This window comes from Psychrobacillus sp. AK 1817 (assembly GCF_008807035.1).
In the GTDB taxonomy this organism is placed as follows: Bacteria; Bacillota; Bacilli; order Bacillales_A; family Planococcaceae; genus Psychrobacillus; species Psychrobacillus faecigallinarum.
Map to the genome: position 1 here is coordinate 1929809 of NZ_CP031739.1, position 15894 is coordinate 1945702.

Below are 15894 nucleotides of genomic sequence, written 5' to 3' on the forward strand. Positions count from 1 at the left end.
CATATAGTTTCTTTATGATAATGATAATCGTTATCACTAATTTTATCAACTGTTAGTTTGGAGGTTTTGAAATGGTTCGCCTTTTTACAGAGGATTTGTCTATAGGTTACGGCGAAAAACTCATAGTGAAGGATCTTTCTGTACAGATTCCCGATCAAAAAATTACGACGATTATCGGACCTAATGGCTGTGGAAAATCCACCCTACTAAAAGCTATCACTCGGATTATTCCCCATCACTCTGGCTCCATTGTTCTAGATGGCAAAACAGTCTCAAGGGAAAACACTAAAGTACTAGCTAAAAAGATGGCGATCCTTCCGCAAACTCCTGAGAGTGCAAGTGGACTCACAGTTGGAGAGCTTGTGTCATATGGTCGATTCCCCTATCAAAATGGGTTTGGACGCCTAAGCCAAAAAGATTATGAAGTAATTGATTGGGCTTTGGAAGTAACTGGGACGATCAATTTTAAATATCTACCAGTAGATTCACTTTCAGGCGGACAACGCCAAAGAGTATGGATTGCTATGGCTCTTGCACAGGAAACCGAAATCATCTTTTTAGATGAGCCAACCACTTATCTGGATATGGCACACCAATTAGAGGTATTAGAGCTTTTACAAAAATTAAATCAACAAGAAAAGAGAACAATTGTAATGGTTTTACATGATTTAAACCAGGCGGCTCGTTTTGCTGATTATATAATTGCACTAAAAGGTGGACAAATTGTTAAAGCCGGAGATTGCAATGAAGTTATTTCAAAAGATGTGTTAAGAAATGTGTTCCAAATTGATGCAGAAATAGGTAAAGATCCCCGAACAAATAAACCTATGTGCATCACTTATAACTTACTTAAGGGAGAATATAAAATATGAAAAAGCTATTAATGCCGTTTTTAATTTTACTTATATTAACATTAGCTGCTTGTAATAGTGATGAGTCTAGTAATACAAACGCAAATAGCAATAATGATAAAAATGAAACTGATACTATTACATATGAATCCGAGGAAGGCCCTATCGAAGTTCCTGCAAATCCGAAACGTGTGGTAGTAGTCTCTACCTATGCGGGAAATGTAGCTTCACTTGGAGTAAACATTGTTGGTGTGGACGCTTGGGCTAAATCAAATCCTCAATTTAATGAATACTTTGCGGATGTAGAAGAGATTTCAGAAGAAAATCTGGAAAAAATCATTGAATTAGATCCTGATTTAATCATTGGACTTTCCACTGCTCAAAATCTTGATAAATTAAAAGAGATTGCTCCTACAGTAACTTTCACATATGGAAAAGTAGACTACTTGGAACAGCAATTAGAAATAGGAAAGTTATTAAACAAGGAAAAAGAGGCTCAGGAATGGATTGATGATTTTAAAGAGCGTGCACAAAAAGCTGGCGAAGAAATAAAAGCAAAAATTGGGGAAGATGCAACTGTTTCTGTCATTGAAAATTTTGACAAACAAATTTATGTTTTCGGCGATAACTGGGGACGAGGGACAGAAATTCTCTATCAGGAAATGAATCTAGCAATGCCTAAGAAAGTACAGGAAATGGCTTTAAAGGATGGATATTATGCCTTATCATTAGAAGTTCTTCCTGAATATGCAGGAGACTATATCATTTTCAGCAAGGTTTCCACTCAAGATAACTCTTTCCAAGAAACAGATGTATATAAAAATATTCCTGCAGTAAAAAACGGACGTGTCTTTGAGGCAAATGCAGAAGAATTTTATTTCAACGATCCAATTTCATTAGATAATCAGCTAGAATTTTTTAAAGAACAATTTTTGAACAGTAAATAAATATGTTGGAGGGATTCATATTAGGAATTCCTCCTTCTTCATGTTAGGAAAGGAATAATAATATGAAATCTTCTGCGCATTTCAGTTTAAAATTTTTAATCGGGGGCCTGTTGCTTATTGTTGTGTTTTGTTTAGCTTTGGTGCTCGGAGCTGCTCAAACAACTGTGCAGGATGTATGGAATGCTGTTTTCTCTACTATCAAAAGTGATTCTATTAATATACTGCGAGAAATACGTCTTCCTAGAGAAGTTGGAGCAGTTTTAGTAGGGGCTGCTCTGGCAATTTCAGGAGCTATTATGCAAGGTATAACACGAAATCCTTTAGCAGATCCTGGTTTGTTAGGTCTGACCTCAGGAGCAAATGCTGCGTTAGCGGTAACTATTGCCCTTCTTCCTGCAACCAATTACTTGGGTATTACAATCGCCTGCTTTATAGGCTCTGCTGTGGGTGCCATCATGGTTTTTAGTATAGGGGCAGCAAGAAAAGGAGGTTTTTCTCCTTTACGTATTGTTCTTGCGGGGGCTGCAGTTTCTGCTTTCCTGTATGCAATTGCAGATGGAGTAGGTATCTATTTTAAAATCTCTCAGGATGTGTCTATGTGGACTTCAGGAGGCTTAATAGGTACATCTTGGAGTCAGCTACAAATAATCTCCCCTTTTATTATTTTAGGGATATTGGTTTCACTGCTTCTTTCCAGACAGCTAACAATTTTAAGTTTAAATGAAGAGGTAGCAGTTGGTCTTGGGCAAAGAATACTTTTAGTGAAAATGGTACTCTTCATAATGGTTATTTTACTTGCTGGATCTTCGGTGGCACTTGTAGGGAACATGGCTTTTGTTGGGCTGATGGTTCCACATATAGTTCGAGCTATTGTTGGAACGGATTATCGATTCATCATCCCTATGTCAGCAATAGTAGGAGCCATTCTTATGGTTCTTGCCGATACGATTGGGCGCACCATAAATATGCCTTATGAAACTCCTGTTGCTGCAATCATTGCTATAATGGGCTTACCCTTCTTTCTAATCATCGTACGAAAAGGGGGTAAAGTATTTCAATGATTCATCCAAAAACAATAAAAAAACAACGAATACTATTTTTTAGTCTTCTTGCTTTAATCTTATTAACGGCTTTTCTAAGCGCTGGAATCGGCTACTCTTCCCTATCCTTTAACCGGTTGTTGCCAACTATTCTAGGGAATGGGTCTTTTAAAGAGGAATTTGTATTTTTTTCTGTTCGCTTACCTAGAATTATTATTACCTTATTAGCCGGAATGGCTTTAGCTCTATCCGGTGCAATTTTGCAGGGAGTTACTAGGAACGATTTGGCTGATCCCGGAATAATTGGGATAAATTCTGGGGCTGGTGTTGCAATTGCTGTTTTCTTTCTCTACTTTCCTATACAGCCTGGCTCCTTCATATATATGCTTCCTCTTGTAGCATTTTTAGGAGCTTTAATAACAGCATTTGTCATTTATATTTTTTCCTATAATCGAGAAATTGGATTGCAGCCTGTTCGTTTAGTTCTCATTGGTGTTGGTTTTTCAATGGCTCTTTCGGGATTAATGATTGTTATTATTTCCTCTGCGGAGACGCAAAAGGTCGACTTTATAGCTAAATGGCTAGCAGGTAATATATGGGGAGCTGATTGGCCATTCATTTTAGCTCTTCTTCCATGGCTCATTGTTTTAGTTCCTTTTACTATGTATCGTGCTAATCGCCTAAATCTCTTAGGTTTAAGTGAGCCCGCTGCAATTGGAGTAGGCGTCTCTATTGAAAAAGAACGTATTATTTTTCTTTTAGTAGCAGTAGCTCTAGCTGCGTCAGCAGTTAGTGTAACTGGAGGAATTGCTTTTATAGGACTCATGGCTCCACATATAGCAAAGTCTCTTGTAGGCCCACGTCATCAGCTGTTTTTGCCTATTTGTATTCTTTTAGGTGGCTGGTTGCTTCTGTTAGCAGATACTATCGGAAGAAATGTTATCGAGCCGAGTGGCATCCCTACCGGAATTGTAGTCGCGTTAATAGGAGCACCTTACTTTATGTATTTGTTATTAAGGAAATAAATGATTTTTTTTAGAAAAAGCATATGTATATTAAATCAAAGTGAGTGATTTCCGCTTTAGTCGGACGCTTTCCGCGGGGTGAGCGATAAGCCATCCCCGTCGCTTACGCGTCGTTTGGGATGTCTTATCTGTCTCACTCATCCCGCTGGAGTCGCCGCCTGTCGCTCCAATCAACAAAAAATAAATTGCTTGCAACAAAACAAGCTACTACATAATTATTTCATTTTTATTCTAGTTCACTAAACTAGAATATCTTCGAGCTTTAAGAATAGTAATTGCGCTTTGGTTATGGCTATCAAATTGTAAATGTAACCTCAAAGGTTGTTTTGTTACTTTCAACACCAGATTTGTCCGTAATGGTAATATATTATTTATAAATTTCTCCGCTCAATAAAAACGTCATGAGCATTAGGTCTTGATCTATTTAGAATGTCTATATAAAAAAGATAGTGTGATTTCACACTATCTTTTTTATTATTTTCGATTATTTAAGTAGTCTAGCATTTTCTTTGGATAGTCAGTAAAAATGGCATCTATTCCTACTGACATTAACATATCCACATAAGCCTCTTCATTTACAGTGAAGACGCGTACTTTTTTTCCACTTGCTACTGCTTCTTGTCCCATTCTTCTAAATACCGTCGGAAAGAAAGTGTGCAAGGCATCCGCTCCTACAGCCTCCGCATATAAATGTGGGGCCACCATCACTTCCATGAATAAGATAGCTGTCTCCACCTCTGGAGCCTTCTCTTTAAAACTTTGTATCATTTCATGATTAAAGGAGGAAATAACGACACGATTTACTAATCTATAATCTCTTAACATATTGATTGCTTTCTCTTCCATTCCTTCGTATGGAAAAACGTCAGACTTCAATTCAATATTAATATGATGATGAGTATCCTTAAACACATATAAAACTTCTCTTAGAGTGGGGATCTTTTCACCTTTAAATTTTGATGAGAACCATGCACCAAAATCGTAGGATTCTAATTGCGCTAGCGTCATATCCTTCACATAACCTTGTCCATTGGAAGTTCGATTAATTTTCTCATCGTGGATAACTACAAGTTCTCCATCTTTTGTCATATGAACATCAAATTCTACTCCATGTACAGGTAAAGCTGCTGCTGCTTTAAAGGCCGAAATAGTGTTTTCAGGATGCGTTCCAGATGAGCCTCTATGTGCATAAATTTTCATAATATACCTCCCTCATATTTGTTATAGTTAGTATATCTTTTGATGGAACAATATGTAAATGGATTTTATTATCATGTCCTGACTAACCTAACCTTTGTCTGAAAATGCGACTTGCTAAAGCGAGATAAATGTAATTTCTCTTCAAAAAAACCTCTTATATAAAGAGGCAGGTTCTATATTCTCGGTGGAATCTTTATGTATTTACGCTTAGGTGGACGAGTTTTTTTTAATATCATCCATTGTAGAGTGATTTGAATTTTTTGTTTTACGTGGGTAATCCGCATTGAATGTAACCTTTTGTCTGAATTTTTCATTGTTACATGATGTTCGTTTAACCCCAATAAGATCTCTCCTTTACGATTGAATGTTTATACATTCATCTTATAGTGATAGTATGAAAAGAATATAGTGGTTATGTTTAGACTTTGTAAATGTTATCTTAATCTTCCGTGTTCAGCTCAATTAGTGTTATTAATTCACTGTACAAAAAAGGGTGATCCAGTTTCTTGGACCACCCTTTCCTTTAATTTTTTCTTCTATAAAAAAGAGTATGCGCTGCTGTTTGAAAGCCTTGTTTTTGATAAACTGATAGCGCTATATCATTATCGGTTTCTACATCCAAATAAACTTGTTGTTTCCCTAAAATGTATGCCTCATGCTTACACCAATTTAACAGAGCCTTTGCTACTCCCTTACCTCTTGCATCATTATGCACGGCTAAACCTGTAATCCATAGCTGTTCTTGGTTATCTACCGTCGTAGCAGTACCTAATACTTTATTAGCTTGCTTTGCAAGCATCAGCTTTCTATTTGGGGTTTGCAAATTAAAGGATATCATTTCTTTTGCTTCTTCTTGAGTGTCACCAAATGCACTCTTCAGAACATTTATAAGCTCATCTCCTTCATTTACAAAAGGAGCTATTTCAAATTCACTTTTCGTTTGTTCAGGAGCAGTATTCGCGACCATGGTAATTTCTGAAATCTCATGAGAGTATCCATTACTTGTCAGCATATCTTGACCTATCGTCGCAGTATTAGGAACTAGAGCGATATCGGCTGTAGCTCCCCTTAGCTCTAAGTTTCTATTGAGCTCCTGGAACATTTTGCTTGCTATGCCTGCTTTTCTTGCACTCGGGAGTACCAAGGCACTCCATTCATAATCTATTGTTCCTAAACGATCTATGGCAGTTAAAATACCGACTAATTGGTCTGAATCATCATTATAAGCTAATATGCAAAAACCTTTCAAAAAATAGTCCGTTAACTCTGTAACGTTTAACAAATGACTATAATTGATTAAATCTACATGAGTAGCTTCATCCACTAATATTTTTATTTCCTCTAACGTTTCACCGTCAACTGGAATTGACACAGTCATAACTGATATGTCCATGTACATACTTCCCTTCTAAATCTTTGAATTCATCAGCATACTATAAAAACGACCTTGCGTATTTATAAGTTCCTCTTGCGATCCTGATTCTATCAGCTTTCCATTTTCCATGACAAATATTAAATCTGCTTTTCTTACCGTATTTAAGCGATGGGCTATTACAAAACTCGTTCTACCTTCCATCAATCTTTCCAGTGCTTCTTGTATTTTAAGCTCTGTTACAGTATCAATGCTCGAGGTAGCTTCATCTAACAACAAGATTGCTGGATCTGCAACTAAAGCTCTTGCAATAGAAAGCAGTTGCTTTTGCCCCTGACTTATCTCACTGCCATCTGCCGATAAAATAGTATCATATCCATTAGGTAGCTTCGTGATAAATTCATGTGCATTCGCTTCCTTAGCTGCCTGAACAATTTCTTCATCTGTCGCATTTAGCTTTCCATATTGTATATTTTCTTTTACACTCATTTCAAAAAGGAAAGGATCCTGCAAAACAAAAGCAGTTTGGCTTCTTAAAGTATGTCTAGGCATTTCATCAATAGCAATATTATCAATTAAAACCTTACCATCATTTGCTTCATAAAACCGAGCTAATAACTGCATAATAGTTGTTTTACCAGCACCCGTAGCACCTACTAAAGCAGCAGTCTGACCTGCCTCTACCTTGAAGGACACTTTATCAATAGTTGGTTTTTCATCATCTTTATTGTATTTAAAGGTTACGTTTTCAAAAACCACATTACCTTTGAGCTTATAGTCATTATTATCTACCGCTGTATCCTTTTCTTCTGGCTCATCAATGATAGCAAAAACACGTTCAGCTCCTGCAATAGCTGAGAGCACAGTATTAAACTGGTTAGCTAAATCGTTTAAAGGTCTAGTAAATTGACGTGCATATTCCGTAAAAATAACAATTTCTCCGATAGACACATAACCATGGTAAGCTAGTACTCCTCCCGCAGCTGCAACCAATGTAAAGCTTGTATTGTTCAAAAGGTTCATAACCTTAGGTATAAATCCAGAATATGTAAGCGCCCAAAATCCAGTTCGTTTTAGACGTTCACTTTTAACCGCAAATTCCTCTAGCATACGCTGCTCCTGAGAGAATGCTTTGACAATTCGCTGTCCGGAAATGGTTTCCTCAATCATCCCATTCAATTCCCCCACTGCCTGCTGCTGTTCCTTGAAAAGTTTCGATGTTCTTTTGGTAATCCATTTCATCGCAAAGAACATTACTGGAACAATGACTAATGTCACTAGCGTTAGTAGCGGACTTAACATTAGCATAACGACCGTAGTTCCAACTAAAGTTAAAACGCTAGAGAAGACTTGTATAAAGGAGGAGTTTAACGTCTGACTAACGTTTTCAATATCGTTAGTCATTCTACTCATAAGCTCCCCATGCTGACGCTTATCGAAAAAAGACACCGGGAGTTTTTGAAGCTTATTAAACAAAACTGTACGAAGTCTATAGATTGTTTGCTGGGAAATTCCAATCATCCAATAGCTTTGTAAATACATTGAGATAGAAAGAAATACATAGACAATTATTAAAATGCCAATTAAGCTTGCTAGACCTTCAAACACATTTACCGAAATATATTCATCAATAATTACCCCTATTAAATATGGTCCTAATAAGGATAGGGCTGAACTAACTACTACTAACATCAATACAACAATGAGTAAAAAGCGCTGTTCATCCACTAGCTTCCAAATGCGACTAAGCACACCCTTCCAATCCGATGCCTTATCAATTTTCTTTTTGTTCTTCTTTTTCAAATCTTCCTTTGTTATAACCGGCTCATAGCCAAAAGGTTTACGAATGAAGTTCATCTTGTTCGTCCACCTCCTGTTGCGATTCTGCAATCTCTCTATACAGAGGAGAATTTTTCATTAGCTCATCGTGCGTGCCATATGCCGATACTTGCCCTTCCTCTAGAAGAAGTATTTGATCTGCACCCTTAGCAGTTCTAATTTTTTGTGTTATTACCAGCATTGTAGCATTTTCTCCTTCTAAGGCTTCCCATAAGGCATTCTCTGTAGCCACATCTAACGCACTTGTACTATCATCAAATAGTAAAATCTCTGGCTTACGCACTAATGCTCTAGCAATAGAAAGCCTTTGCTTTTGTCCTCCAGACAAATTAACTCCTTTTTGGCCTACCCTAGTATCGTATTGATCAGGAAACTGCTCAATGGAATTATGTATTTGCGCCTGCTTCGCCGCTTCTTTCAATAACTCCTCTGTAGCCATCGAGTCTCCCCAGCCTAGATTTTCTTCAATACTACCTGTAAAGAGGATCGATTGCTGAGGTACTAGTCCAATCACTTGTCTAAGCTCTTTTAAAGACCATTGCTGCACTTCTTTTTCGTTAACCAATATCCTGCCTTCTGTCGCATCAAAAAATCGTGGGATTAAATTGAGCAAGGTAGATTTACCTGAACCTGTTGCACCCATGATGGCAAGCTTAGAACCAGGCTTTGCTATAAAGGAAACATCTTGTAACACAGGGTTCAACGTTTCTGGGTATGTAAAGGAAACATTTTGAAATTCTAATTTACCAATACTAGAAGGCTTTTCTACTATTTGGCTATCAATATTTTCAATGCCATCTTCAACTAACAGCACTTCTTCCATTCGTTCAGATGAAGCTTTTGCACGTGAAAAGAATATGATAATGAAAGAAAACATAGAAAAAGCACCCGTCATTCGCATTGCATAATTGACGATTGCAACCAGCTCACCAATTTGCGCGCCACCAGTTTGAATTTCCTTTGCTCCAAACCATAGTACTGCCATTAAGCTTACATTCATAACAAACAAAAGAACTGGAAGTATTAACTCCATAATTCGAAATGCTTTTACATTGTCTACTTTTAGAATGTCTGCGACTTTTCCAAATCTACTAGATTCGAAATCACCTCTTAAATAAGCCTTTATCAAACGAACTGCCTGCAGGTTTTCTTGAATCTTACGTGTAACACTGTCCACGCTTTTTTGTACTTTGGAAAACAATGTTAATCCTTTTCGACTCATTAAATAGAGAAAGACCAATAGAAATGGTGCACCAATAACTAAATATAGTGCTAGCTTTGGATGGACGAAAAAGGACATTATAATACTTCCTACTACTAGTAATGGAGCTCTAAGCATAATTCGGAGACCCATAAATATAAGATTTTGAGTAATCGTAACGTCACTTGTGAGTCTAGTGATTAAACTAGACGTTGGAAATTTTAGAAAAGTTGTCATCGTAAAGGACTGGACTTGTCGAAACAAGGCCTGACGTATATCGTAGCCATAGCTCTGCACTGCATGAGAAGCTATGAAAGTATTAATAATACCAGCAAAAAATGCCACGATAGAGAGGACCAACATAATACTTCCCCAAAATATGATAGATGATTGGTCCCCCGCGACGATACCATCATCTATAATAACTGCAATTAATAGCGGCTGAATGAGCTCTACCGAAAGCTCAACTAGCATAAAAAATAGCGCAGCAATGACAAGCCACTTATATGGCTTTAAATAAGAAAAAATGGTCTTCATCTAAAACACTCCTAAATTCTTCGTCACTCGAATTAATTTACTGTAAAATCTATTATGCCATATCCCATAGCTAATAAATAGAAAAAAAATAATAATCTGTTTATTTGTCGATAAGGAGATATAAAAGCATTCTATCCTCTTCTTTTTTTAAGTTTTTTTAATAAATCCAAATTGACATCACCCGCTACCGAAAGCCACGTCACAAATAAAAGCATGACTACTACACCTGTGTATTGCCAACCGCCTAGGATTTGATTAAACCAAAATACTGATATAATCATCGCTGTTAAAGGCTCTATACTAGATAAAATACTTGTCTCCACCGCTGTAATGTATTTCATGCTTGAGAGGAACATAACAAATGCAATAGTCCCCATAAAAATAATCAGTACCACGAATATAATAATCGGATATTCCAACAATTCATTCCATTGACTAGTGTTCCAAATTTGAGAGACAGTTGATAGGACAATCCCACCAATTAGCATTCCCCAACCAACAACAACGAGCACACCCCATTCTTTCATAAGCCTAGCTGGATAGACGGTATATATTGAAAAAGTAATACCAAGCAATAACCCCCAAAACAGTGCCTTGTTGCTGATTAATAGTCCACCTATTTGTGCGTTAGTTAGCAATAAAAACAATCCAACCAGCGTTCCTATTATTCCTATCACCTGATACTTAGGAGGAAAGACCTTCCCCTTCCAGGAAACGTACATAATAATATAAATAGGACCAAGGAATTGTAGAAGGGTGGCTATAGATGCATTACTAGCCTCAATTGCTGCAATAAAAGTGTATTGAATTCCTAGCATCCCTAGTATCGCAAAAATAAATAATTGCTTTAACCAAACGGGCTCTTTCCATATTGCAAACACTTTTTTTCTTTGTAGCATTAAAAAGATTAATATACTCATTCCAGCCACAATCAGTCGGACTGTTAGGAAGAACGACACGGTTAGTTCACTATTATGTAGAACCCATTCCATCATTGGTCCTGTTGCACCCCAGAGAATAGAACCTAAAATAATTAGAAAAATTCCTTTTCCTCGTTCCATTTTAATCACCCTCCATTAAAGTTTTAATATTTTCACAGGTAATATAACCTATATTATTTTTTTTTATGAATATATTGTTCTAGGCTAATGACTATATTCTCTAAATTCTGTATAATTACTTATAGATAATTTTTATGGGGGCCTGACGATGTATCTGCAAGCAAAAGAACTAGATTTAAGTGAAGCTGTGTTGAATCATATACCATATCCGACCTTTTTAACAGACCAGGATGGTCTAATCGTTTGGTGGAGCCATGAAGCTGAAAAGCACTTTGGTTATACTTCCGAAGAAGTAAAGGGTGCAAGATTACCTTTTTTTAACGATTATACTCTCGGTCATCTATCAGCTAAGTGGGAAAAGATTATGGCGAAGGAAGAAGCAATTCGTATTAATCCAGTAACCCTGTACACAAAAGACCAGCAGTTATTAAAAACAACGCTTATAGTAAAATCCCTTTCTATTAACAATGCTACGTATGCTTTATTCCAATTGGATTCCAATCGAATAAACGATACTGATCAAACATCATCATTTGAATTAGACTTACTGAAAAAAGCACTTTCTCAAAGTTTTATGGTCCTATATTTGGATAAAGAAGGACTGATCATGCATGCCAATGACCTGTTCCTGAAGAAAAGTAATTGGACCCCAAAAAGAATCATAGGAAAATCCTTTTGGCAGCTTTTCCCTAATACACCCGAGCATATAGCAGTGGCAGATGAAGTAATGAATTGCATTCAAAGAGGAAATACCTACCAAGGCACCGTAGAAAAAATGACAAAAGACGGAACTAACTATTGGGTTGAATTACTAGCAATTCCTATAACTGATATTGAAAATAATACGCTGTACTATCTACTTTTGGAAGAAGAAGTTACGGAAAAAAAATTATTACAATCACGACTTGAGGAAATTGCTTACGTAGATGCTGAAACAGGGCTAATGAGCAGACATCGTTTAGAAGAAGTTGTAAACGAGCATATTGAGGAACGGAAAAACTTTTCCTTTGTTTTTATTAGCATCAACCATTTCTATACACTAAAAGAGATTTTGGATGTAGAAACAGAGTCATTGTTAATGGTTGAACTAACGAAAAGGCTTAAAATTTACTTTGAAGATTCAATTATTGCCAGAGCGGGAAGAGATGATTTTGCTATTATCACTCCTCTAAGCGATTGGTATATTGAAGGATTTATACATTTCTTAAAACAAAATCCTATTTATTTAGAAAACAAGGCGATCCCAATTACAGTAAGTGGAGCTATCACTAAATATCCTGAAGATCAACAAACCTATTTACATCTCTTGAAGGCTACTAATACAACTCTTCAAAAGGTAAAACTAGAAGGCGGAGGCATTATATCTTCTCTTTCTCAATCAGACCATCATAAGCTTACAAGAACGCTCCAAATTGAAAAGAGATTAATAGAAGCACTGAATCATAATGATTTTCATGTTATGTACCTACCTCAACGTAATGTTGCTACCGGAAAAGTCACTTCTGTAGAAGCTTTAGTTCGTTGGAAGGACGAGGTTCTAGGAGTTATTCATCCAGATGAGCTAATTCCAATCGCTGAAGAAACGGGCCTTATTAATGACATTGGCACTTTTATGCTCGAAAAAGCATGCCAACAGGCCGCAATATGGCAACAAAAGGGTTTAGGGATAAAAGTTAGCTACAACTCCTCTATAAGAGAATTCAGAGATAAAAATATGGTGAAAACCGTTCGCTCTGTATTGAAAAAATATAATTGTCCATCCGACTTGATTCAAATAGAGTTTACTGAGAAGTTTGCATTGGAAGCAGAGGCAGAGAAAAAAATTATCCAACAGATGCAAACACTCCATCAAGAAGGAATTACTTTTGCATTAGATGATTTTGGAACTGGTTACGCATCTTTAAGATACTTGCAGTTACTGCCAATTGGTAAACTAAAAATTGATAAATCCTTCGTGAGCTCAATTATGCAACAAAAAAAGCTACAACAGCTTATTCAAGGATTAATACACTTCGGACAATCTCTAGATGTTATAGTTGTCGCTGAAGGTGTTGAAACCAAGGATCAGTTTAACCTGCTTAGTGAAATGGGCTGTGATGCGGTGCAAGGCTATTTTATTAGCGAGCCTATTACTGCAGAGGAAGTTGAAAGGCTAATTATGTTAAACGAGGTTTAATACTGCTATTAAATTTACAGAAGAGGTCGTGACTTGATCACGGCCTCTTTCTTTTCCTAAAATATTTTTAGTTCCCTAACCATAAGTACCTTTTTTCACTATAGCTCAATAAGCATTCCTGGGCGTGCTAATTCAATCGCATGGTTTCCTTCATTCAAAGCGCTAGCTAATAGCTCCTCTAACTCTCCATAATGTGGAAGATGGGTTAAAATCACCTTTTTAGCCTTCGACTGATAAGCCAACATACCCGCTTCGCTCGAAGTCATATGTCCTGAAGCACTCCCGTCCATGCCATCGTATAAGCTACTTTCTGCGATTAAGAGGTCAGCATCAGCTGCAAATTCTATTAGTTTGCTAGTGTAGCTAGTGTCCGAAGTATATACAATCTTTTTATGTCCACTTTCAATTTTAATACTGTACGTTTCAATTGGGTGGTTATTTCTCATAAAAGTGAACCTAAAGGGACCAATATGCAACTCGCTATTTTTATCGATAGTGGAGAACTCGCAGTACTCTATCTCCTCTACCCTACGTTTCATTTCCTCATCATCTGGTCCATATACATGTAATGCCTCATCTGTATTACCAATTTTTGTATTAACTAGTCTCGAAAACAAATAAGCACCAATATCACTAAAATGATCGTAATGATAATGGGATAAAAGCACGTGATTTATATTGTTTAAATCCACATATTTTTGAACATTAGTTAATACCCCACTTCCACAGTCTAATAGTACTTTAAATTCATCCTGTTCAATTAAATAACCCGAACAAGGTCCGTTCTCTTTAGGAAAACCGCCCCACATTCCTATAACACTACACTTCATAAACTTCCTCCTTCACTTAATAACCTTACCTTCTCTATTCAATTCACATTCCTAAAACACCTTCTAATTCAATTGAAAAGCGCACGCGCCTATTTCTGCCATGACAAGCAAATGTAGAAAAACGAGGAGGCAGTTCCTCAGCCACCGCAGTTTTTTTCCATTTGACCTCTAGGAGCAAGGCGCTGGAGCTAGACAAAATAGAAAAGTGCACACGCCTACAACTGCCACGAATAGCAAATAAAATTCAAATTCCCGCTTTCCATGGGGTGAACGAAACACACACCGCCGCTAACGCGCGTTTGTGATGGCTTATCTGTCTCACTCTTCTCACTGGACTCGCCTGCCGCTCCAATCAGTTACAAGTTAAATGTTCTTTAGAGAATAAAAACATTGGAAAAATGGCTTTTTTATAACTCAAATAAAAGGTCACTAGTTATCGAAATATAATTTTTAAAGATTATTTAATATTGCTATCGAAAAAACCGTGAGTAAGGAATACCATACTCACGGCTTACTAGATTTTCACTTTCATGCTTTTTAGGCTTTTTAACCATATCTGCGTTATAATTTCTGCGAACACTAACCCCATTGCTACCGCTCCGGAAATCATTAGTGCAAGTGCAGCATATTCTACTGCTACTCCGTAATCTTCCTCCACTACATTTCTCATAGCATTATAAGCAGACCCTCCTGGAACAAGCGGGATAATACCAGCTACACTAAATATAATCATAGGCATTTTAAACTTCTTAGCCATTATGTGAGCTACGAATGCGATAGAGAACGCTCCAGCAAAAGAAGCAATAATTGGATCATCATTGAGATACCTCACAAGAGAAAATACTAGCCAACCAACCATTCCTACTAATCCACAGTAGACGAGGGACTTCCTTGGAGCATTAAAGATAACTCCAAATGCCGCAGCAGCTATAAAGCTTATGATACCCTGTGCTGCAAAAGACATATCCATTCCTCCTTATAAAGATAATATAAATGCTACGCCCGCTCCAATTGCAAAGGCAGTTAGAAAAGCTTCCGCTCCCTTTGAAAGACCAGACATAAAGTGCCCTGCCATTAAGTCACGAACAGCATTAGTAATTAGCAAACCTGGAACAAGAGGCATTACCGAGCCAATAATAATTTTGTCTATTTCTACACCATACCCATAACGAATAGAAAGCATAGCAATCATACTGATAATAAGTGCTGCAAAAAATTCGGCGAAGAATTTCACTCTCGTTTTTTCTTCCAGCAAGTTAGCTACTGCATAGCCAATTCCACCAGCAAACATAGCATGAGGTACATCTATTAAAGGAGCGCCAAATAACCACAGAAAGGCACCTGAAGCAACTGCAGCTGCTGCGATCCGAATCCAAAAAGCATACATCTTATGGTCTTCGTCAATTCTTTTTAATTCAATATATGCTTCTTCCAAACTCATTTCATTGGAGGCTAGCTTGCGTGATACTGCATTCACAAGAGCAATTTTTTCTAAATCCGTTGTTCTATTATTTACTCTTACTAATCGTGTTGGAAGATTATTTTTGCCACTGAAGAGAATTCCGGTCGGGGTCACAAAGCTTTGGGACTGAGTCAATTGTTGGGACAATGCCATTCGATCCATTGTATCCTCTGCTCGATACGTCTCGGCCCCACTTTCCATCATCAATTTTCCAGCAAGTAAACAGCACTCTACCGCTAGTTCATAATCGGTTTTCAACACTCCTCACCTTCCTTCTACTAACATTACAATTTCCCTTTTTAGAAACGTTTAATCTAATATAACATTTACTAACAAAAAAAAGGCGAATGAGA

General features: G+C 37.1%; 13 protein-coding genes. 5 read left to right on the forward strand and 8 right to left on the reverse strand.

The window, feature by feature from the left end:
• Positions 1-71 precede the first annotated feature (71 nt).
• The 4 genes from D0S48_RS09665 to D0S48_RS09680 all read left to right on the forward strand — a co-directional run bounded on the left by D0S48_RS09665 (position 72) and on the right by D0S48_RS09680 (position 3863).
• A complete protein-coding gene (locus D0S48_RS09665; protein WP_144539930.1) occupies positions 72-872 on the forward strand; it encodes an ABC transporter ATP-binding protein in 801 nt (266 codons plus the stop codon).
• Positions 869-1798 carry an iron-hydroxamate ABC transporter substrate-binding protein gene (locus D0S48_RS09670; RefSeq protein ID WP_144539932.1) on the forward strand — a complete coding sequence of 310 codons (930 nt, stop codon included), beginning with the start codon at positions 869-871 and terminating at the stop codon, positions 1796-1798. Before D0S48_RS09665 ends, D0S48_RS09670 begins: the two co-directional genes overlap by 4 nt.
• Before the next feature lie 62 nt (positions 1799-1860).
• Positions 1861-2859, forward strand: a complete 999-nt coding sequence (locus D0S48_RS09675; protein WP_144539934.1) for a FecCD family ABC transporter permease — start codon at positions 1861-1863, stop codon at positions 2857-2859.
• Entirely contained in the window at positions 2856-3863 is a 1008-nt protein-coding gene (locus D0S48_RS09680; RefSeq protein ID WP_144539936.1) for a FecCD family ABC transporter permease, read from the forward strand. Before D0S48_RS09675 ends, D0S48_RS09680 begins: the two co-directional genes overlap by 4 nt.
• Before the next feature lie 474 nt (positions 3864-4337).
• Here D0S48_RS09680 and D0S48_RS09685 read toward each other — a convergent pair whose 3' ends face one another.
• From D0S48_RS09685 to D0S48_RS09705, 5 genes are all read right to left on the reverse strand, one after another.
• Positions 4338-5063 (reverse strand): glycerophosphodiester phosphodiesterase, encoded by a 726-nt coding sequence (locus D0S48_RS09685; RefSeq protein WP_144539938.1) that lies wholly within the window; start codon positions 5061-5063, stop codon positions 4338-4340.
• Positions 5064-5586: 523 nt separating this feature from the next.
• Positions 5587-6456, reverse strand: a complete 870-nt coding sequence (locus D0S48_RS09690) for a GNAT family N-acetyltransferase (RefSeq protein ID WP_186318221.1) — start codon at positions 6454-6456, stop codon at positions 5587-5589.
• A gap of 15 nt (positions 6457-6471) precedes the next feature.
• A complete protein-coding gene (locus tag D0S48_RS09695) occupies positions 6472-8292 on the reverse strand; it encodes an ABC transporter ATP-binding protein (protein WP_144539942.1) in 1821 nt (606 codons plus the stop codon).
• On the reverse strand, positions 8276-10012 hold the full coding sequence (locus D0S48_RS09700) for an ABC transporter ATP-binding protein (RefSeq protein WP_144539944.1): 1737 nt from the start codon (positions 10010-10012) through the stop codon (positions 8276-8278). The genes D0S48_RS09695 and D0S48_RS09700 overlap by 17 nt, the downstream gene beginning before the upstream one ends.
• Positions 10013-10143: 131 nt before the next feature.
• Positions 10144-11073: a DMT family transporter gene (locus D0S48_RS09705; protein WP_144539946.1), complete on the reverse strand. Its 930-nt coding sequence runs from the start codon at positions 11071-11073 to the stop codon at positions 10144-10146.
• A 148-nt stretch (positions 11074-11221) separates the two neighbouring features.
• Here D0S48_RS09705 and D0S48_RS09710 point away from each other — a divergent pair, with 148 nt between their 5' ends.
• Complete coding sequence (locus D0S48_RS09710; protein WP_144539948.1) at positions 11222-13249, forward strand: sensor domain-containing protein; 2028 nt, start codon at positions 11222-11224, stop codon at positions 13247-13249.
• Between the two features lie 98 nt (positions 13250-13347).
• On the opposite strand, the gene D0S48_RS09715 is transcribed toward D0S48_RS09710, so the two are convergent.
• The 3 genes from D0S48_RS09715 to D0S48_RS09725 all read right to left on the reverse strand — a co-directional run bounded on the left by D0S48_RS09715 (position 13348) and on the right by D0S48_RS09725 (position 15802).
• A complete protein-coding gene (locus D0S48_RS09715; protein ID WP_144539950.1) occupies positions 13348-14079 on the reverse strand; it encodes an MBL fold metallo-hydrolase in 732 nt (243 codons plus the stop codon).
• Positions 14080-14593: 514 nt separating this feature from the next.
• Positions 14594-15043, reverse strand: coding sequence for a threonine/serine exporter family protein (locus D0S48_RS09720; RefSeq protein WP_144539952.1), 450 nt, complete (start codon positions 15041-15043; stop codon positions 14594-14596).
• 12 nt (positions 15044-15055) lie between these two features.
• A complete protein-coding gene (locus D0S48_RS09725; protein WP_144539954.1) occupies positions 15056-15802 on the reverse strand; it encodes a threonine/serine exporter family protein in 747 nt (248 codons plus the stop codon).
• Positions 15803-15894 lie beyond the last annotated feature (92 nt).